The organism is Pedobacter gandavensis, from assembly GCF_032678465.1.
GTDB classification, from domain to species: domain Bacteria; phylum Bacteroidota; class Bacteroidia; order Sphingobacteriales; family Sphingobacteriaceae; genus Pedobacter; species Pedobacter gandavensis_B.
Map to the genome: position 1 here is coordinate 12,180 of NZ_JAVTSK010000006.1, position 18,532 is coordinate 30,711.

Consider the following 18,532-nt stretch of genomic DNA (forward strand, 5'->3'; position numbering starts at 1 on the left):
TCAGGAATTAACAATTTAAAAAAAAAATCAAATGAGAATCTTATTGCTTGCAGCATGGTTATGCTGGTTTAATACAACAGAATCAAAGGCACAGCGCTCGGAAATTTTTGCGCCATCGGGAAAGGCCATTAAAGGCTTTGATGCAGTCGCATTTTTTACAGAACATATGCCGGTTAAAGGAAAGGACAGTCTTTCTTTTCAATGGAAAGGTGCACAATGGCTGTTTTCTACACGAAAAAATATGGAACAATTTAAGTCGGATCCAGAACATTTTGTTCCCCAGTATGGAGGCTATTGTGCTTACGGCACTGCAGGTGGATATAAAGCACCAACAAAAACAGAGACCTGGACCATAGTGAACGATAAATTGTACTTCAATTACAACAATGGTGTAAAAGAAAACTGGATCAAGAATCAGGATAAGCTGATAGAGAAAGCAGATGCGTTATGGCCAACAATCAAAGAAAAACCCTGATTCATATGACAGTTCAACAGAAAAATATCGGGTGTTGGGTTTTTCGGCTGATCGCCTCAGTGATTATGTTGCAAACCTTGTTTTTTAAGTTTACTGCGGCGCCGGAATCCGTTTATATTTTCTCAACATTAGGTATGGAGCCATGGGGAAGGATAGGAATAGGGCTGTTGGAGTTGATTGCTGCGGTTTTAATATTGATTCCCAGAACTACAGGGAAAGGTGCCCTTTTAGGACTGGGCTTAATGACTGCTGCAATTTTCTTTCATCTGACCAGGCTGGGGCTGGTCGTTCAGAACGATCATGGAATGTTATTTCTTATGGCGCTGGTAGTTTTCTGTTCCTGTCTGATTTTAATATATGCGTCATATGATCAATTGACTAAATTTTTCAGGACTTAATGTTTATCGTATGCATTTAAAAGAACCAATAAGCAGACTTTTCTATCAGTTGAGGGTACTTCTGGCAGAATTATCCGATAGCCAGTATAGAGAAAAAATTCCTGGAATGTCTGATGCAACAATTGGTCAGCACATCAGACACATCATAGAGCTTTTTGTGGAGCTTGAAAAAGGATATCTCAAAGGGACAGTTAATTATGATTTGCGGAAACGGGATGTCCAACTGGAATCAGACCCTGCATTTGCAGTGTTGACGATGGATGAAATGGAATTAAGATTGGATCTGCCGGATAAACTCATCCTCCATATCGGTAATTATAGTTTAAGAAGTAAAGAAGGGATAGTGGTACAGAGCAGTTACTGGAGAGAACTGATTTACACCATGGAGCATACAGTTCATCATATGGCTTTAATCAGGATTGCAGTAAATCAAATTTCTTCAATTCCTTTACCTGAAGATTTTGGTCTGGCAATTTCTACCTTAAAATATCGGCAATCATGTGTACGGTAACCTATGTACCCACATCGAATGGATTTCATCTTACTTCCAATAGGGATGAGCAGGATAGTCGGGGACTGGCGATATCACCGCAAAAGTATCAAGTGAAAGGTTGTGAGCTGATCTTTCCAAAAGATCCTGATAAAGGAGGGACCTGGTTTGCACAGAAGGTAAATGGAGATGTTGCTGTGCTTTTAAATGGAGCCTTTATAAGCCATTTAAAAGGAGCAGCTTATTTAAAAAGCCGCGGGCTCTTATTGGTAGAAATCCTAAGTCATGATGAACCTGATGTTTGTCTGGCCCAGACGGATTTAAAGGGGATGGAGCCTTTTACATTGATTTTATTTACCAAAGGAATTCTTTTTGAATTTCGTTGGGATGGTTCTGAAAAACATTATACACTTCCGGATCCAGGTATACCACACCTTTGGGCTTCGGTGACCTTGTACACTGAAACCCTCAGGCAGCAACGGGAAGCTAGATTTTTGAAATGGTACGGGACTGTTGATGACTTAACAACTGATAACATTCTGGATTTTCACAGCTGCAGAGGTACAGGTGATTCGGGCCATGATCTGCGAATGAGATGCGAAGATCGGTTGATCGCAACAGTGAGTATGACAAGTGTGTATTGGACAGCCGAACGATCCAGAATGGTTTATGTGGATTTAAAAGATGAAATGGAAAATTCTAAGCAGCCGGCCTCCAGTATCATGCTCCAACATCAATTCGTCCAGGAAGGCTTTCCGACTTTGAAGCTCGCGCAGGAGGAAAAAAACAAGGTTAAGTTCAAACCTGGATTTTTTGGGAAAAGTGCTTTAAAACTGAAATATTCTTTAATTAAAATCCTTAACTGGGAATACTGGCCACTGGAAGTTGTGTATATGCCAGTATTGTTTTATTGGTTCTGGCTCAGCCTGAAAGCCAGATCTTTGTTTTTCTTTAGCGCGGCAAATCCACTAATGAATAATGCTGGTTTTGCCATGTGCAGGAAAAGTAGTATTTACGGGTTGATGCCGGAAGCCTATTATCCAAAAACGATGTTATTTAATGCAACTGTTGGTGTGGAGGAATTGTATGCTGAACTTGAGGCTAAAGGATTTAAATTTCCTCTGATCGCTAAACCAGATATTGGGGAGCGGGGCATAAAAGTTCAGCTATTAAAGAACCTTTTTGAGGTCAAAGTTTATGCAGAAGAAACGAAGGTGGATTTTTTAATCCAGGAGTATATTGATTTTCAACAGGAAGCAGGTATTTTTTACTGTCGGATGCCGGGCGAAGCCAAGGGGCGTATTACAGGGATAGTAGGAAAGGAATTTTTAGGGCTGATCGGAGATGGAATTTCAAGTATGGAGCAGCTTTTGATCCGGGAAGACCGTTATTTCTTGCAATTAAAGCAGTTAAAAGAGATCTATGGGAAGCTGCTCGATCTTGTGCTGCCTGCAGGAACTTATTATCGCCTGCTGCCTTATGGGAATCACAGTAGAGGTGCGAAATTTACTGACCATAGCTGGAAGCTCAATGATGATTTATTGCATACAATTGACAGGCTCTGTCTGGCCATTCCAGAGTTTTATTATGGGAGACTGGATCTAAAATTTAATGATTGGGAAGAACTGTGTCAAGGCAGGAATTTCTCCATTATCGAAGTTAACGGTGCAGCAAGCGAACCAACTCATATTTATGATCCTAAACATTCCATTTTCTTTGCCTGGAAGGAAATTATCCGCCACTGGCGTTTGCTTTATCAGATTAGTCTATTGAATTCGCAAAGCCAGGGCTTAAGTTTGATGGGAACCAGGCAGGGAATGCAAATGATTTCTGCGCATAGGCGTTATTCAAAGCTGTTAACCTGAGCTCATGAGAAATTTAGCCATTGTGCTTGTGGCTATTTCTTATTATATTTAGATAGAGGCTTGTAAATAAATTATCAGCCATTTTATTCCATTCGCCCTTGAATTCGATCCTGAACAATCTCAGCCATATTTATGGCGATGAACTGATTAAAATATTTGTCTCTGTACTCTGCGGTAGCATTCTCGGTTTTGAAAGGGAGATTCGCGGTAAATCTGCCGGATTCCGCACCCTTGCCCTCATTTGTTTTGGTTCTACCATTTTCACCATTTGTTCTTACCTGTTAGGCGTAGATGCTAACCGTGATCGGGTAGCGGCAAATGTGATTACTGGTGTAGGATTTTTAGGTGCTGGTGTAATTTTTAGAAATAACATAGCGGTTTCTGGTATTACTACTGCGGCATCCATATGGATTTCTGCGGCAATTGGTATGCTGGTGGGGATCGGCGCTTATGAATTGGCGGGGGTTTCGATGATCTTATCCTTATTTATCCTGTATGCGATGGATTATATCCAATTCTGGATAGATTTTCGTTTCCAGCATCGGGATTACAAGATCATTTTGGATCTGAGCGCTGAGCAGCTGGAAATTACCGCTCATTTGCAGGACCTGAAACTGCGCTGCATCAATATCAAAGTGCTGCGCTCTGGAAATCAGCTGATCTGGCAGGCCCAGGTTTCGGGGAGAGGGGATCGGCTCGAAACCTTTAACAATTGGCTGCTCAATCAGCGGGCAATCAGCTCTTTTGAATGGTAATGAAAACGGGAAATTTAAGCCTTTAATGAATATGGTAATAGATCGCATCATTAAGTTTAATCATGATTTACTTCCTGATATGGTTCAGTTGAAGTATCAGGCCATGGCGGAAAGCCCTTTTAGGTTTTTCAGGGGAACCTGTCATTTGTTTTATGAAGACCTGGCTAAGGTTAAAAATTTTCCTGAATCTCCATTGGCCTGGATTTGCGGGGACCTTCATCTGGAGAATTTTGGCAGTTTTAAAGGAACGAATCGTCAGGTCTATTTTGATTTAAATGATTTCGACGAGGCGATGCTTGCTCCATTAAACTGGGAACTGGTCAGAATACTGACCAGTATATATGTTGCTTTTGATACTTTAAAATTAAAAAAGAAATGGGCAGAAGCCATGGCTGTTCTTTTTCTGGAGTCGTATACGGAGCGGTTAAGGACAGGAAAGGCCTATTACCTGGATCCCAGGACAGCCGATGGGGTAGTCCGTACTTTTCTCGACAATGCGGCTTTACGGAAGGCAAAAGACCTGGTAAAGAAGAATGCGCATGGAAAAGATCATCATTTGATGATTAAAGTGAATAACCTGACTCATTTTAAACTGGAAAAGAAATTAAGACAGGAGTTGATGCAACATATTGGTAAATGGCTTAAAGAAACCACACTGTTAGCGAATTCCTATGTGGTAAAGGATGCGGTTTTTCGGGTCGCAGGAACCGGAAGTATTGGCTTGAAACGATATATGTTATTGTTGCAAAATAAGAAGGACAGAAGTAAGTTATTATTTTTGGACCTTAAACAGGCAGTGAAATCATCATTGGCACCTTTTAATCCGATACCTCAACCAAAATGGACTTCTGAAGCCGATCGAATCAGTAAGGCGAAATACCACATGCAAAATGTGTCGCCTGCCTTATTGAGTACCAGCCTTTTTAAAGGAGACATATTTGTACTTCAGGAGATGCAACCTGCTGCCGACCGGATAAATCTGGCAGCGCTTTCTGCGCAGATTAAAGAGATTAAAACAGTGATCAAAGATATGGCAGTCCTGACTGCTTCTGCACAATTGAGAAGTTCCGGGATACAGGGTGCTGCAATTAATGATGAATTAACTGATTTTGCTAGTCGGGGGATTAAAAAAGAAGCATTGCTGGATTATGCCAGAAATTACGCCATACAGGTTAAAAAGGATTATAAAGTCTTTATTGCAGGTATGAAGGAGGGATTTGTTATTAAAAATTCAATATAATCTTCCCATTTAAGCCACCTGCAGTAAGCAGGTCCTGCGCCGCCGCGGCCTCTTCAATTTTCATGACTTTGGCAATCTGAACCTTGATTTTATTCGAATCAACCAGTCTTTTTCCAAAATCCAATTTTTTATGATCGCCTGTAGCACTAATAAACTGAGCGCTAATGCCATATTTTTCTGCGAGCTCATCGGAGGTTGGCATCACAATACTTAACAGCTTCCCATTTTTTTTAACCAGTGGGTAAGATTTGATCTGGGTTTCGCCACCAACCAGATCAACCACCATATCGAGGTCTTTTACCATGCTGCTGAAATCCTGAGATTTGTAATCAATGACCTCGTTGGCACCCAAAGACTGAATGAGCTCGAGTCCGCTGCCAGAAGCTGTGGCAATAACATCAGCGCCCAACGCTTTGGCCATCTGTAAAACAATGCTTCCTACACCGCCGGCGGCACCATGAATCAATACCCGCTGATCTGGGTGTAAATTTCCCGCTTCCACTAAGATACTATAGGCGGTATTGAGCGGGACTGCCAATGCAGCAGCTTCATTCATACTCACATGATCAGGAATTAAGGAAACCCTTGATTCTTTAATACTGACATATTCAGCATAGGTTCCATGTGTAGCCGTGGCAAAAACAAGATCACCAACTTTAAGCCTATGGACTTCCGAACCTACCGCCTCTACCATTCCTGAAGCATCAGTTCCGGGAATAAAGGGAAATGTGATCGGCACAAAAGCTTTCATGGCTCCTGAACGGTTCTTGATGTCGAATGGATTAATGGTGGTGGCTACGACTTTGATCAGCACTTCATCCGCTTTTGGAAGCGGTGCTTCTATTTCTTTTAGTTGTAATACGGAAGAGTCTCCATAGGAATTGAACTGAATGGCTTTCATAGCAGTATGATTAAAGAGCCTTCAAAATACGAATTTATTGGCAGATGTGGTCAAATCTTTTGCCTGGATCTTTTGGCAAAAAGCGAATAAATCCTATCTTACCCGCCAGAACCTTTTATGAACCAATCTAAACCTAATTTCGTTACTATGAATAAGAAACTTTTTGTAATGGCGGTAACTGGCTTACTCAGCTTTGGAACAGCTGATGCGCTATTTGCAGCTTCTAAACTCACAAAGATAAGTGCAGTACAGGATATCCCAGGAAAAGACCTGATTGGCCGATGGGACATTACCGTTGATGAAAACGGCAAGTCCTTACCCTCATGGCTAGAAGTTAAATTATCTGGTAACCGTATATTGGTGGGCTATTTTGTAGGATCTTCCGGTAGCGCACGTCCGATTTCAAGAGTGCATTTTGACAATGGTAAGTTCAGCTTTAAAATTCCACCTCAATGGGAAGGTGGAGATGAGGATTTCGTGATAGAAGGGGAGTTAACCAGTTCCGGAATTCAGGGAACCATCCAGACCAGTGAAGGTAAAAAATACAATTGGAAAGGTGTCAAAGCACCTTATCTAAAGAGAACCAGTCCGGTTGTATGGGCTAAACCCATTCAATTATTCAATGGAAAAGACCTGACCGGATGGAAAGCTTTAGGTAAAAACCAATGGGTAGTGAAGGATGGCGTTCTCAGCAGTCCGCATTCAGGTGCCAATTTGATCTCTGATGAGAAGTTCGAAGATTTCAAATTACACGTGGAGTTCAAATACCAGAAAGGCAGCAATAGCGGCGTATATCTACGTGGACGCTATGAGGTGCAAATTGAGGATAGTCCAAAAGAAGCACATCCTTCCAGCGTATATTATAGTGGTGTGTATGGATTTTTACCACCGAGTGAAATCAATGCATTAGGACCAGATCAATGGCAGACCTATGATATTACTTTAGTGGGAAGAATGGTTACTGTAGTTGCAAATGGCAAGACCGTGATCAGTAATCAGGAGATTCCAGGGATCACAGGTGGCGCATTAGACAGTAATGAAGGCGACGCGGGGCCGATCTATTTCCAGGGAGACCATGGGCCTATTGAGTTTAGAAAAATTGTAATTACTCCTGCAAAGAAGTAAGTCCTGCTCAAATATTGGTGCTCAGCATTTAGTTATCAAGGCTTCATTCTGAGCACCGTTTTTCATTTTCCAGGAAGAATTAGCATATTGTATTCATGTACAGATTTACACTTGAACTGCTGTTTCAAATTATAGGGATTGGTTCTGCATCGGGTTTATTGTTGAAAAATAACCAGCTGAACATCATCAGTGATAATGGCACTTATCTGTATGCTTATGAAATGAAATCTGCTCATTTAAATCGTTATCCTTTAAGTGTCCGGCCGGAAGAAAATATCGCAAAGAAGTTAAAACCTGATTTCGAGGCCATCACCAGTTATGGGGAAATAATCTATATTTTTAGTTCAGGTTCAACAGCAGCCAGAAACCAACTGCTGAAGGTCAACGCAGAGAATAAAAAGATCATTTCCAGGATGAACCTTTCCGCTTTGTATCATAAGATGCAAAGCATTGCAGGGATCAATCCCGAAAATTTCAATATTGAAGGTGTGGTTTTTACTGGTGAAGACTGGTATTTCTTTAACCGCGGAAATGGGGACGCTGGTAAGAATGGCCTGTTTAAAATTGAAGGTAAAAGTCTGGATGCAGCTGGGAAAATGAGCTTTAAAGAATTTTTGTTGCCAAAAATAAAATCGGTGCCAACTGGCTTTACAGATGCGATAAAGGTAGGCGGCAAGCTTTATTTTTTAGCTGCTGCGGAAGACAGCAATTCTACTTATCAGGATGGCGCTGTTTTTGGAACATTGATCGGTAGCATCGATCTGGAAAAAATGGAATTGGACTTTAGCCAGCAGATCAGCGATCAGCATAAGTTTGAGGGCCTGACTTTAAAAACCCAAACCGCAGTATCTCTTACCTTCCTTTTGTGCGAAGACAATGATTCTGATAAATTAAAGGCAGATATTTATCAATTGACGCTGAAACGATAAATCATAAACATGGAAAGTATTAAATGGGGAATGATTGGTTGCGGAGATGTAACCGAAGTTAAAAGCGGACCAGCTTTTAATAAAGTACCAAACTCATCATTAGTTGCCGTAATGCGTAGAGACGGAGTCAAAGCCCGGGATTATGCAGCGCGGCATGGTGTGCCAAAATGGTATACCGATGCACAAGCGCTCATCGATGATCCTGAAGTAAATGCAATATATATCGCCACACCTCCAGCCCAGCATGAGGCTTATACGCTCATGGCTTTTGAAGCAGGGAAACCTGTTTACGTGGAAAAACCAATGACATTAAATGCAGCATCAGCCATCAGAATGAATGAGGCAGCTTTAGATAAGGACATGAAACTGAGTATCGCTCATTACAGACGTGCCCAGCCTATGTTTTTAAAGATTAAGGCCCTATTGGAGGATCAGGAGATAGGGGCAATACGATTGGTACAACTTAAAATGTTTCAAACCGCACATGTAAACCCTCTGGCAGATGCATCGGAAAACTGGCGTCTGAATCCATCGATTTCAGGAGGAGGTTTATTTCATGACCTTGCACCGCATCAGCTGGATTTGATGATTTTCTTTTTTGGGGAATGGAAGACTGCTTCCGGTTTATCCAGGAATCAATCGGGGATAGGGATGGCAGATGATCTGGTAACGGGGCAGATTGCTTTCAAAAATGGAATTGTATTTAATGGAAGCTGGTGTTTCAGTGTTGCAGAGCAGGATTGCTCTGATCAGTGTGAAATTTTTGGAAGCCTGGGGAAAATCAGCTTTCAAGTGTTTGGGCACCAAATTAGGGTGACAAAAGGTGGCATCGCTAAAGTCTACGACTTTAGCCCGCTACCGCACGTACAACAGCCAATGATTGAACAGGTGACTGCTTATTTTTTAGGGAAAAGCCCAAATCCATGTTCAGCGGCAGAAGCGATATTATCGATGCAGCTGATGGATCGGTTTACAGAGCAGGATTAACGCTTCTCTGCTTCTGATTGGTCTAAGCCATCTTTCCCATCTTTAAATTCACGGATCCCTTTTCCTAATCCACCCAATAATTCAGGGATTTTTTTACCTCCAAATAGAAGGAGAACTACAACCAGGATAATCAGGATTTCTTGTGTGCCTAAAGCAGCTAATAAAGGTGTGTGTAACATCATTTCTTTGTTTTAGAATTGGATTGACTAATATACTTCTTTAACCTCCTGCTGAGGTGTGTTAACTTTTTCTGCTGCTGATGGATTGTTAATTTCCTCTTCCAGGCCAGCCAGATTGATGTTTTTGTGGATTTCCCTTTTCACACCCTCCGAGGCATCTTTGAATTCACGGATTCCCTTACCAAGGCCTTTGGCCAGCTCAGGAAGCTTTTTGCCTCCAAATAATAAAAGAACAACCACGAGGATGAGCATGATTTCTCCACTACCCATGTTTAAGAATTCCAATAATACCATGTTTAATAATTTAAAGGTTTGAACAAAGTTAATGGGAAGAGATTAAACTGGCATTAAAATGAAATTAAAATGGAGCCATACCCGTACCATAGCTTTAGAAAGGGGATTTTGTAGATTAACTAATCAGTTAGTTCAAATTTAACTAATTAATTAGTGTTATTTGATAAATAATTTTATTTTTGGGTATAAATTATTTTTTAAATAAATCTATTCTTATTTTTCGCTCTCATGAATCATATATTGGAACAGACTATAATGTTTAAGAACTTAGAAATTGCAAATTTATCTATTGGCGACACGCTTGTCAATTTGGGCGAGGTCCTGGAAATCTCTGAAAATGAAGATTGTTTTTCTCTGGTAATCGCCAGAAGGGGACAACGACAGGTGTGGACATTTGGAAAAGAAGAGGAAGTTTTTATTGTTTAAAACCTGCTCAGCTCTGGTGCTTAAATGCAGCAGGCGTAAGTCCGGTATTCTTTTTAAAATAACTATTAAAGTGCGCTGGGTAATCAAATCCCAGACAATACCCTATTTCTGCTACATCCCAGTCTGTTTGTTTCAGTAAGGTTTTTGCCTCTGCTACAACTCTGTTGCTGATCATCTGCGTAGTGGTCTTTCCGGTATGAGATTTAATCACATAATTCAGGTGGTTCACATGGATATTGAGCTGCTCGGCAAACTCCGAAGCGCTCTTGATCTTTAAAGGATTTTCTGGAGAATCTACTGGAAATTGACGTTCCAGTAAATCCATAAATTTAGGCGTAATCCGATCTGAACTGTCTTTTAAAGCAGTGACATGGCCCGCCGACTGGATTTTGATCCCTTCATGAATGATCAGTTTTAAAATGCTTCTGATGACCTCATATTTATACTCATAATCACTTCGTAATTCTTCCATCAACTGTAGGAAATATCCGTTCACACGTTGGTAAGCATCTTTCCCTAAAAAGCACAATGGAGAAATCAATGGGTTAAACAATGGGCACATTCTTTCCAATCCTTTTTTTAATTCCGGAGAAATAAAAGAATCATTGAACAGGCAATAATAACCTTCTTGCTTTTCTGAGGTCGATTCCCAGGAATAAGGTACAGTAGGGTTTGAAAAAACCAATGCCGGACGCTCAATTTCAAAAACCTCATTCGCTACCAGGAGTTTACCCTTCCCGATAGTCAGACATATTTTGTAATAATCCCGTCGGTTATAAGGGCTAACTTTATTGCAATAACTCCGTTCCTTCACATTGAAATGACTGGGATTCCCGGAAGGGTTTAGCAATTCCCTTGGAATGATTTGGTTGGTTCTTTTATAAAACTGATCAATGGTTTCAACATTTTGCATAGGTAATTTGCTGGATCTGATAGAATAATGGATGGTATTAGACCTTTTGCGACTAAATATAGGGTAATTTATGGGCTTAGAGGTAACTTTTACGCGAGAGTGTAGCAACCATTCTTTAAGAATGCCATTTTTGTGCATTGCCCAATAAAAATGAAGCGTCAATTTGACGAAATAATCAATTAATAAACCTAATGAAACAAACCGAAACTTATAAACCCATGACTAAAACCTTGCTCAGTTTACTACTGATGGCAGGATTAAGTACCCAGGGATTTGCTCAGGAAAACCTGACTTATCAATTGCCTCCAAAAAGTATTGTTGACCTGGTAGATGCAGCAGGTAGTCCGACTGTACGATTTAATAAAGACGGGAGCCTGATGTTGCTGCTTTCTGCACCTGGATATGCCTCGATTGAGCAAGTGGCTCAGCCGGTCATTGGACTGGCAGGAATCAGGGTGAATCCCGCAAATAATTCTACTGAAGGTGAAGTTTCAGGCATTTATAATGACCTGAAGATTAAAGACCTGAAAACCGGAAAGGAAAGTAAAGTAGCCGGACTTCCGGAGAAAATGAGAATGACCAATATCAGCTGGAATGCCGATGGGAATTTCTTCGCTTTTAGCAACAATACCTTAAATGGGGTAGAGCTATGGTTGGTAGACGTAAAAAATCTAAATGCTAAAAGGCTGACGAATGGCTTGCTCAACGATGCTTATGGCAATACTTTACAATGGCATCCGGATGGCAAACGCATTCTTGCTCAGTTTATCCTGCCACAACGCGGGGCTAAACCAGTAGAAAATATTGTGCCTACAGGACCGGTAGTACAGGAGAATATGGGGGTGGTTACTCCATCCAGAACCTATCAGAACTTACTTCAAAACACCTATGATCAGCAGTTAATGGCCTATTACCTAAGTTCAGAATTGCAGGAAGTAGGGCTCAACGGAGCGGCAACAAAGATAGCAGGACCAGCCATTTACCGTAAAGTAGCTTATTCACCTGACGGAAATTTTCTAATGGTCCAGACCATTGAAACACCTTATTCTTACCTGGTGCCTATCTCATACTTTCCCTTCCAAACCCGTATTCTGGATGCTCAGGGTAAACTGGTAAAGCAAATGTATCATGCGCCACTTGCGGAGAAATTGCCGACAGGTTTTGATGCGGTAGCAATGGGACCACGTGCTTATGAATGGAGGAGCGATGCTCCGGCAACTATAGTTTGGGCAGAGGCCCAGGATAAGGGTGACCCAAATTTGAAAGCCGAAATCAGGGATGCGATATTTATGCAGAAAGCTCCATTTTCTGCAGCTCCTGTAAAGTTGTTTAGTATGGCTTTAAGATATGGAGGTATAGAATGGGGTAATCAGCAATATGCCATCTTAAAAGAAGAATGGAGAAAAAGCCGTGTTGCAAAAAAGACGCTGATTAATCCAGAGAATGGCAAGGTGGTTAAAGTGATTTCAAGTGGATCTTCCGAAGATACTTATAAAGATCCGGGAGAGTTCCTTTATGGTAAAGGCCCTTTTGCTGCAAAAGTATTGTTGTTTGATAAATCAGGAGCTGTTTTCACTAAAGGTGCTGGTGCTTCTCCTCAGGGCGATCGTCCTTTCCTTTTAAAATGGAATTTAATCTCCAATAAACAGGATACGCTGTTCAAATCTAAAGCGCCATATTATGAGGAACCTGTCTTTTTTGACAATACGGGAAAGGTTTACATTTCCAGAGAATCTACAGAAGAAACACCAAATATATTTGCCCTTAGCCTGAAAAATAAATCAGAGCAGGCCTTAACCAATTTTGCTGATCCATATCCAAGTCTGAAAGGGGTACAAAAGACCTTGCTTTCTTACCCCAGGAAAGATGGAATCAAGCTTTCAGCAACCTTATATGTGCCCAAAGATTTTAAGAAAGAAAACGGCCCTTTGCCAGTGCTCATCTGGGCCTATCCGCGCGAATTTAAAAGTCTGGCTGCTGCAGGACAAGTAAAAGGTTCGCCTTATCGCTTTACCAAACTGGCTTTCCGTTCGCCTGTATTCTGGGTAACCAGGGGTTATGCAGTATTGGATCAGGCAGATATGCCAATTGTTGGTGAAGGAAAAGAAGAACCTAATGATACTTTCTTAACACAGATTGAAGACAATGCAACAGCTTTGATCAATTATGTGGTGGATATGGGCGTAGCAGATCGGGCCAGAATTGCAGTAGGAGGTCACTCTTATGGAGCATTTATGACCGCAAACCTGTTGGCTCATACACAGCTTTTTGCTGCGGGAATTGCCAGGAGTGGTGCCTATAACCGGACTTTAACTCCTTTTGGCTTTCAGGCAGAAGCCCGTACTTATTGGGAGGCAATGGATGTGTACAATAAAATGTCACCTTTCAATTATGCCAATAAAATCAAAACCCCTTTGTTGATGACACATGGTATTGATGATGAGAATTCAGGCACTTTCCCAATCCAGAGTGAGCGTTTGTATAGCGCAATCAAAGGACATGGTGGAACGGTTAGATTGGTGTTATTACCAAAAGAATTCCATGGTTACAGAAGCAGGGAATCGATTCTTCATACATTTTGGGAGCAAGACCAATGGCTCGAGAAATATGTAAAGAATAAGAAATAAGATGATGGATCATCCATTTGCGGATGACCAATGATTGAACAAAAAAGGCTCCTGGTTTTTAAAATCAGGAGCCTTTTTTGATTAAATGAATCAAAGGTTTGGTAGTTAATTTACACCACCTTTACGAGTTGGTTTAACCATTGGAGGCCATACTCCAGGATCTCCGGTTCTTGGATTAACCGGTAAAACACTTTTCTCCCTTGAAGTGGTTTCCGGATCTTCACTAGCCATATAAGCTAAAATAGCCGTCAGGATCGCATTGCTTCTCACATCATCGAAAACTATTTTGTCGTAAGTGTCTCTATTGGTATGCCAGGTATAAGTGCCATAAGACCAGCTATTAGAGCTGAGCGAAAAGGCCGGAGCACCAGCAGCCACAAATGAGGCGAAATCCGAGCCACCAGCACCCGGTGTTCCAGGGAAGGTAGTTGCAATTTGTTTTCTGATGTCTTCTGGTACGGCCGACAACCATTTGCCCAGATAAGCATAAGAATTTAAGAAACCTTGTCCGGCAAGGTTTACTACTCTGCCCGTTCCATTGTCCTGGTTAAATACTACCTGAATGTTTTTAATGATTTCCGGATGATCTTCTACAAATGCCCTGGATCCGTTTAAGCCTTGTTCTTCACTGCCCCAATGCCCCACCAAAATGGTTCTTTTAGGATTTGGATAGATTTTCTTCAATATTCGGATCGCTTCCATCATGGTAATGGTTCCTGTACCATTGTCTGTGGCACCAGTGCCACCATCCCAGGAATCAAAATGTGCGGAAAGGATCACGTATTCATTTGGTTTTTCTGTGCCTTTGATTTCGGCAATGGTATTAAATGCAGGCACCATTCCTAATTCTTTAGAACCAATATTGACACTGATTTTAGGTTTGTTGCCGGATTCAGTAAGGCGGTATAAGAGACCATAATCCTCTAAGGAGATATCTATAGAAGGGATTTTAGTGGTATTTGCACCAAATATTTTGTTTACCCCAAAACCTGAAGACCAGTTGCTGGTCAGGACCCCTAAAGCCCCGGCACTTTCAAAGGCCAGTGCCAATGCTTTCAGGTTAAGTCCGGTTTTACTGATTCTGGAACGCCAGGCATTGGTTTGTGCTGTTCTTTCCGTTTTCATTTTCTCAAAGGATTCAGGCCTTGCAAATTCCTGCCAGTTGTAATCTGGTCGGCCAGTAGGCTGATTCATAGAAAACATCACAAATTTCCCTTTCACATTTGGTAACCAGCTTTTAAAAGAAACAGAATCAGGTAGGTCAGGGTAGATGATCATCTCTCCAACCACTGCTTTTCCTTTGGTGCCCGGACTCCAGGCCAATTGCATCCCTTCAAGAGATTTAACACGGGGATAGACCATGTCAATATGAGAAATGCCGCGTTCCCAGCCACGCCATTCTCCCCATTGTTCGTTTTTAGCAGGAATGCCCCAGCTTGTATATTTCGCCACTGCCCAATCATTGGCCTGTTTCATTTGAGGGGAGCCTACCAATCTTGGACCCACCATATCCAACAGCTCATGGGCCAGTTTTTCCAGTTGGGAGTTTTCTGTTGCTTCCTTGACAATGAGGTCAATGGTTTCCTTTTTAGTTTGGGCATAGCTGACATTTCCGGCGATCAGCATCGCCATAAAAAAGGCTGCTGTCGCCTTCTTTAATCCATTAACAGGAGGGGTTGTTGGTTTGGTTTTCATGATTTCCCAATTTAGGTATAAATGCTTCTATCCTGTCAAAAAGGAACAAATTTGATACAATCAGCCAGTTTTAAAAATTCAAAAGGTTATCTTCGCCAAAAAAAAACTAAATGCTGGAAATTGTATATCAGGATGATTATCTGATTGCCATCAATAAACCTCATGGTTTATTGGTACATCGTTCTTCTATTGCGAGTGATGCCACAGAGTTTGCACTGCAAATGCTAAGGGATCAGATTGATAAGTATGTGAGCCCTGTGCATCGTTTGGATCGTAAAACCAGTGGTTTGCTGCTTTTTGCTTTTGATAAAGAAACAGAGATCGCCATGCATCAGCAGTTTCAGCAGGCGAAGGTAGAGAAGAAATACCTGGCAATTCTGAGGGGTTTTGCTCCTGATAGTGCTGAGATTGATTATCCTCTGGCCAAAGAAAATGGCAATATGCAGGAGGCTTTTACAGCTTTTGTGACCTTACAACGTGCAGAGCTGGAAATGGCTTTAGGTAAGCATCCAACTTCGAGGTATTCCTTGGTTGAAGCCACACCAACTACCGGAAGAATGCACCAGTTGCGCAGACATTTTGCGCATATTTTTTATCCGATTATTGGCGACCGTAAGCATGGTTGCAATAAGCAAAACCGGTTTTTCAAAGCGGAATGGGACATGACCACCATGTTGTTACATGCTTCAGAATTGAAGTTTGAACACCCGGTTACCAAAGAAACCATTCATCTGAAAGCAAAGGTTCAGGATGAGTTTAAAAGAGTGATGGACCTGATGAACTTTACGCTGTAGCCATTAATTAAGCATTATTTTAAATTTAAAACCCTTAGCATGTTTTCAAAAGATCAGGCTGCCCAGTTAAAACAGTCGTTCTGGACTACTTTCGGACAATACATTGCCCCTCATCAATCCGCAGAAGGGATGAGGATCAATTGGGTAAACTATAAAACGGGAATCAAATACCTGAATTTCAAGATGCAGGTAGATAAGAAATCGGCCTTTATCGCAATAGAAATGTCCCATCCGGATCCAGGAATGCAGGAATTGATTTTTGAGGAATTTCTTTCCTTTAAAACTATGTTGACCAATAGCCTGGGAGAAGAATGGGATTGGGAATTACATACAACCGATGAGCATTATAAGACCGTCAGCAGGATCATTAAAACCCTTCCTGATGTGAGTATTTTTAAAGAAGCAGACTGGCCAGCGCTGATCTCTTTTCTGAAACCCAGATTGATTGCACTGGATGAGTTCTGGTGTGAGGTAAAAGATGGTTTTGATACCTTTAAATAGCAAGTCTGGAATGTCTATCTTTGTGTTAAACCGGAGCCGGGTCTCCTAAATTATTCAGGTGTGAAGAATATCCAACCAGAACTTAGAACGGTTAATGTAACCAGATATGTTACTCCTTTACGTGAAGGGGGATCAATGCCTGCGATTGCAGAAGCAGATGATGATTTTTTATACGTACTTAAATTTCGTGGTGCCGGTCAGGGGCTTCGCGCACTCATCGCTGAATTAATTGGCGGAGAAATTGCCCGTGCGCTTGGTTTACGGATGCCGGAACTGGTATTTGCACAATTGGAGAAAGACTTTGGACGAATAGAACCGGACGAAGAAATTCAGGATTTATTGCGGACCAGTGTTGGGCTGAATCTGGCCTTACACTATCTTTCCGGGGCAATTACCTTTGATCCATTGGTGAATCAGGTGGATGAAAGAACGGCCTCCGAGATTGTCTGGATGGATGCCTTGTTGACCAATATGGACCGCACTGCCCGTAATACCAATATGCTGATCTGGCATAAGGAATTATGGCTGATCGATCATGGTGCGGCATTGTATTTTCACCATGCAATGGACAATTGGGAAGAACAGGCCTTAAGACCTTTTAGTTTAATTAAGGATCATGTTTTATTGAGTCAGGCCTCACAATTGGAAGAAGTGGACGCTCGGTTCAGGGCTATACTCACACCTGAAAGCATCCGCGCTATTGTTTCCCTGATTCCAGACGACTGGTTGATGAGGGACAATAATTTTGAATCTATTGAAGCACATCGGGAAGTATATTCCAATTTTCTGGAATTACGCCTCGCAAATACAGGGATTTTTGTAAAAGAAGCACAGAATGCAAGAGAAGCACTTATTTGAGTATGCCGTGATCCGCGTCGTACCAAGGGTAGAACGGGAAGAATTTCTTAATGTCGGGATCATCCTTTATTGTTCCAAACAACAATTTTTACAAACCTCATTTGAATTGAATGAAGCACGTCTTGCTGCATTTTCCTGTAAACTGGATCCTCAGGAGCTGGAAGATCATTTACGGTCTTTTGAACTGATCAGTAAAGGAGGGAAATCAGGCGGGACGATTGGTCTGTTGGACATGGCTTCACGTTTTCGCTGGTTGACAGCCACAAGGAGTACGGTGGTACAGACTTCTAAAACGCATCCTGGATTGTGTCTGGATGCCGCAGAGACTTTAAAAAAACTATACGAACAGCTGGTGTTATAACTAGCTGTTGATGCCCATGGCGTAAAGAATGATGTTTACGCCAAATTTGGTATTGTCTTCCGCCAGGAAGCGTTTGTTCCTAAAATCATAATCCCATTCACAACCATAGTCTTTGTTACTGTACAACACGCCAATGCGGTTGTTCACTGTAATCGCTTTTAAATAATCGTGTACCAGATCATCTCCCCATCCATTCAATTCAAAAGAAGTGGTAGGGGGGCCATTCTCAAAATTGAAAAAGGAATGGTAAATTTTATGTTGATTTGGAATTTTCTTCAGCGCTGTAGCGCCAAAAAGATTGCTCATTTGTGTTTCAAATGATTTGGCGAATAAGCCATCAATGTCATGATTGCAGTCGTCTACAAAAACAAAACCACCATTGTTTACATACTTCTTGAAATTTGTCGCCTCCTGCTGGTCAAATTGTACCAATTTATGACCACTTAAATAGCAAAAGGGATAATTGAAAAGATCATGACTACTCAATTCTACAATCTTCTCTTCCGGATCTAATGGGATAGTCGTGTACTCCAACAGAGAGTTGAGCAAATTAGAAGGCATTCGCTGGTCGGTATCCCAGTTTCCGGATTTATACTTAATTCTCGCAAATGTGAACTTTGATCTTTGCATCGTTCTAAAATAACGTCAATTTTCATTAGAATCCAGGTTTTAGCCAGAGATATCTTGTAATTTTTTTGATATTCTGATCATGGAATAAA

Annotated in this window: 21 protein-coding genes; 15 read left to right on the forward strand and 6 right to left on the reverse strand. The window is 41.4% G+C overall.

The features are described from left to right. Positions 1 to 31 precede the first annotated feature (31 nt). From R2Q94_RS12190 to R2Q94_RS12215, 6 genes are all read left to right on the forward strand, one after another. Positions 32 to 475: a YHS domain-containing (seleno)protein gene (locus tag R2Q94_RS12190; RefSeq protein ID WP_316821739.1), complete on the forward strand. Its 444-nt coding sequence runs from the start codon at positions 32 to 34 to the stop codon at positions 473 to 475. Between the two features lie 5 nt (positions 476 to 480). After that, positions 481 to 873, forward strand: coding sequence for a DoxX family protein (locus R2Q94_RS12195; protein ID WP_316821740.1), 393 nt, complete (start codon positions 481 to 483; stop codon positions 871 to 873). A gap of 10 nt (positions 874 to 883) precedes the next feature. Beyond that, on the forward strand, positions 884 to 1,384 hold the full coding sequence (locus R2Q94_RS12200) for a hypothetical protein (protein WP_316821741.1): 501 nt from the start codon (positions 884 to 886) through the stop codon (positions 1,382 to 1,384). Further along, positions 1,372 to 3,228, forward strand: coding sequence for an NRDE family protein (locus tag R2Q94_RS12205; protein WP_316821742.1), 1,857 nt, complete (start codon positions 1,372 to 1,374; stop codon positions 3,226 to 3,228). The genes R2Q94_RS12200 and R2Q94_RS12205 overlap by 13 nt, the downstream gene beginning before the upstream one ends. 98 nt (positions 3,229 to 3,326) lie before the next feature. Beyond that, positions 3,327 to 3,983, forward strand: coding sequence for an MgtC/SapB family protein (locus R2Q94_RS12210; protein ID WP_316821743.1), 657 nt, complete (start codon positions 3,327 to 3,329; stop codon positions 3,981 to 3,983). A gap of 25 nt (positions 3,984 to 4,008) precedes the next feature. Beyond that, positions 4,009 to 5,223, forward strand: a complete 1,215-nt coding sequence (locus R2Q94_RS12215) for a DUF2252 domain-containing protein (RefSeq protein WP_316821744.1) — start codon at positions 4,009 to 4,011, stop codon at positions 5,221 to 5,223. Here the strand turns inward: R2Q94_RS12215 and R2Q94_RS12220 are convergent. After that, on the reverse strand, positions 5,207 to 6,124 hold the full coding sequence (locus R2Q94_RS12220; protein WP_316821745.1) for an NADP-dependent oxidoreductase: 918 nt from the start codon (positions 6,122 to 6,124) through the stop codon (positions 5,207 to 5,209). The genes R2Q94_RS12215 and R2Q94_RS12220 overlap by 17 nt on opposite strands. A gap of 147 nt (positions 6,125 to 6,271) precedes the next feature. On the opposite strand from R2Q94_RS12220, the gene R2Q94_RS12225 reads away from it, so the two are divergent. From R2Q94_RS12225 to R2Q94_RS12235, 3 genes are all read left to right on the forward strand, one after another. After that, positions 6,272 to 7,249 (forward strand): DUF1080 domain-containing protein, encoded by a 978-nt coding sequence (locus tag R2Q94_RS12225; protein WP_316821746.1) that lies wholly within the window; start codon positions 6,272 to 6,274, stop codon positions 7,247 to 7,249. 95 nt (positions 7,250 to 7,344) lie between these two features. After that, positions 7,345 to 8,178 carry a DUF6929 family protein gene (locus R2Q94_RS12230; RefSeq protein ID WP_316821747.1) on the forward strand — a complete coding sequence of 278 codons (834 nt, stop codon included), beginning with the start codon at positions 7,345 to 7,347 and terminating at the stop codon, positions 8,176 to 8,178. A gap of 9 nt (positions 8,179 to 8,187) precedes the next feature. Further along, complete coding sequence (locus R2Q94_RS12235) at positions 8,188 to 9,165, forward strand: Gfo/Idh/MocA family oxidoreductase (RefSeq protein WP_316821748.1); 978 nt, start codon at positions 8,188 to 8,190, stop codon at positions 9,163 to 9,165. Here the strand turns inward: R2Q94_RS12235 and tatA are convergent. Together tatA and R2Q94_RS12245 are read right to left on the reverse strand one after the other, a co-directional pair. Beyond that, positions 9,162 to 9,344, reverse strand: a complete 183-nt coding sequence (gene tatA / locus R2Q94_RS12240; RefSeq protein WP_316822042.1) for a twin-arginine translocase TatA/TatE family subunit — start codon at positions 9,342 to 9,344, stop codon at positions 9,162 to 9,164. The two genes, R2Q94_RS12235 and tatA, sit on opposite strands and share 4 nt — an antisense overlap. Positions 9,345 to 9,371: 27 nt before the next feature. Then, a complete protein-coding gene (locus tag R2Q94_RS12245) occupies positions 9,372 to 9,638 on the reverse strand; it encodes a twin-arginine translocase TatA/TatE family subunit (RefSeq protein ID WP_316821749.1) in 267 nt (88 codons plus the stop codon). A gap of 255 nt (positions 9,639 to 9,893) precedes the next feature. On the opposite strand from R2Q94_RS12245, the gene R2Q94_RS12250 reads away from it, so the two are divergent. Further along, positions 9,894 to 10,064 carry a hypothetical protein gene (locus R2Q94_RS12250; protein ID WP_316821750.1) on the forward strand — a complete coding sequence of 57 codons (171 nt, stop codon included), beginning with the start codon at positions 9,894 to 9,896 and terminating at the stop codon, positions 10,062 to 10,064. A 7-nt stretch (positions 10,065 to 10,071) separates the two neighbouring features. Here the strand turns inward: R2Q94_RS12250 and R2Q94_RS12255 are convergent, their stop codons facing one another. Continuing rightward, positions 10,072 to 10,977: an AraC family transcriptional regulator gene (locus R2Q94_RS12255; RefSeq protein ID WP_316821751.1), complete on the reverse strand. Its 906-nt coding sequence runs from the start codon at positions 10,975 to 10,977 to the stop codon at positions 10,072 to 10,074. 191 nt (positions 10,978 to 11,168) lie between these two features. On the opposite strand from R2Q94_RS12255, the gene R2Q94_RS12260 reads away from it, so the two are divergent. Beyond that, positions 11,169 to 13,604, forward strand: coding sequence for a S9 family peptidase (locus tag R2Q94_RS12260; RefSeq protein WP_316821752.1), 2,436 nt, complete (start codon positions 11,169 to 11,171; stop codon positions 13,602 to 13,604). 105 nt (positions 13,605 to 13,709) lie between these two features. Here R2Q94_RS12260 and R2Q94_RS12265 read toward each other — a convergent pair whose 3' ends face one another. Continuing rightward, positions 13,710 to 15,299, reverse strand: a complete 1,590-nt coding sequence (locus tag R2Q94_RS12265) for a M20/M25/M40 family metallo-hydrolase (protein ID WP_316821753.1) — start codon at positions 15,297 to 15,299, stop codon at positions 13,710 to 13,712. Positions 15,300 to 15,409: 110 nt separating this feature from the next. Here R2Q94_RS12265 and R2Q94_RS12270 point away from each other — a divergent pair, with 110 nt between their 5' ends. Genes R2Q94_RS12270 through R2Q94_RS12285 form a run of 4 tightly spaced genes read left to right on the forward strand, consistent with a single transcriptional unit; the run spans position 15,410 to position 17,813 of the window. Continuing rightward, complete coding sequence (locus tag R2Q94_RS12270; RefSeq protein ID WP_316821754.1) at positions 15,410 to 16,093, forward strand: pseudouridine synthase; 684 nt, start codon at positions 15,410 to 15,412, stop codon at positions 16,091 to 16,093. Between the two features lie 39 nt (positions 16,094 to 16,132). Next, positions 16,133 to 16,594, forward strand: a complete 462-nt coding sequence (locus R2Q94_RS12275) for a DUF4268 domain-containing protein (protein ID WP_316821755.1) — start codon at positions 16,133 to 16,135, stop codon at positions 16,592 to 16,594. Between the two features lie 60 nt (positions 16,595 to 16,654). Beyond that, complete coding sequence (locus R2Q94_RS12280; RefSeq protein WP_316821756.1) at positions 16,655 to 17,452, forward strand: HipA family kinase; 798 nt, start codon at positions 16,655 to 16,657, stop codon at positions 17,450 to 17,452. Beyond that, complete coding sequence (locus R2Q94_RS12285; protein ID WP_316821757.1) at positions 17,430 to 17,813, forward strand: DUF3037 domain-containing protein; 384 nt, start codon at positions 17,430 to 17,432, stop codon at positions 17,811 to 17,813. Before R2Q94_RS12280 ends, R2Q94_RS12285 begins: the two co-directional genes overlap by 23 nt. Here the strand turns inward: R2Q94_RS12285 and R2Q94_RS12290 are convergent, their stop codons facing one another. Then, entirely contained in the window at positions 17,814 to 18,443 is a 630-nt protein-coding gene (locus tag R2Q94_RS12290) for a DUF4159 domain-containing protein (protein WP_316821758.1), read from the reverse strand. Positions 18,444 to 18,532: the final 89 nt, after the last annotated feature.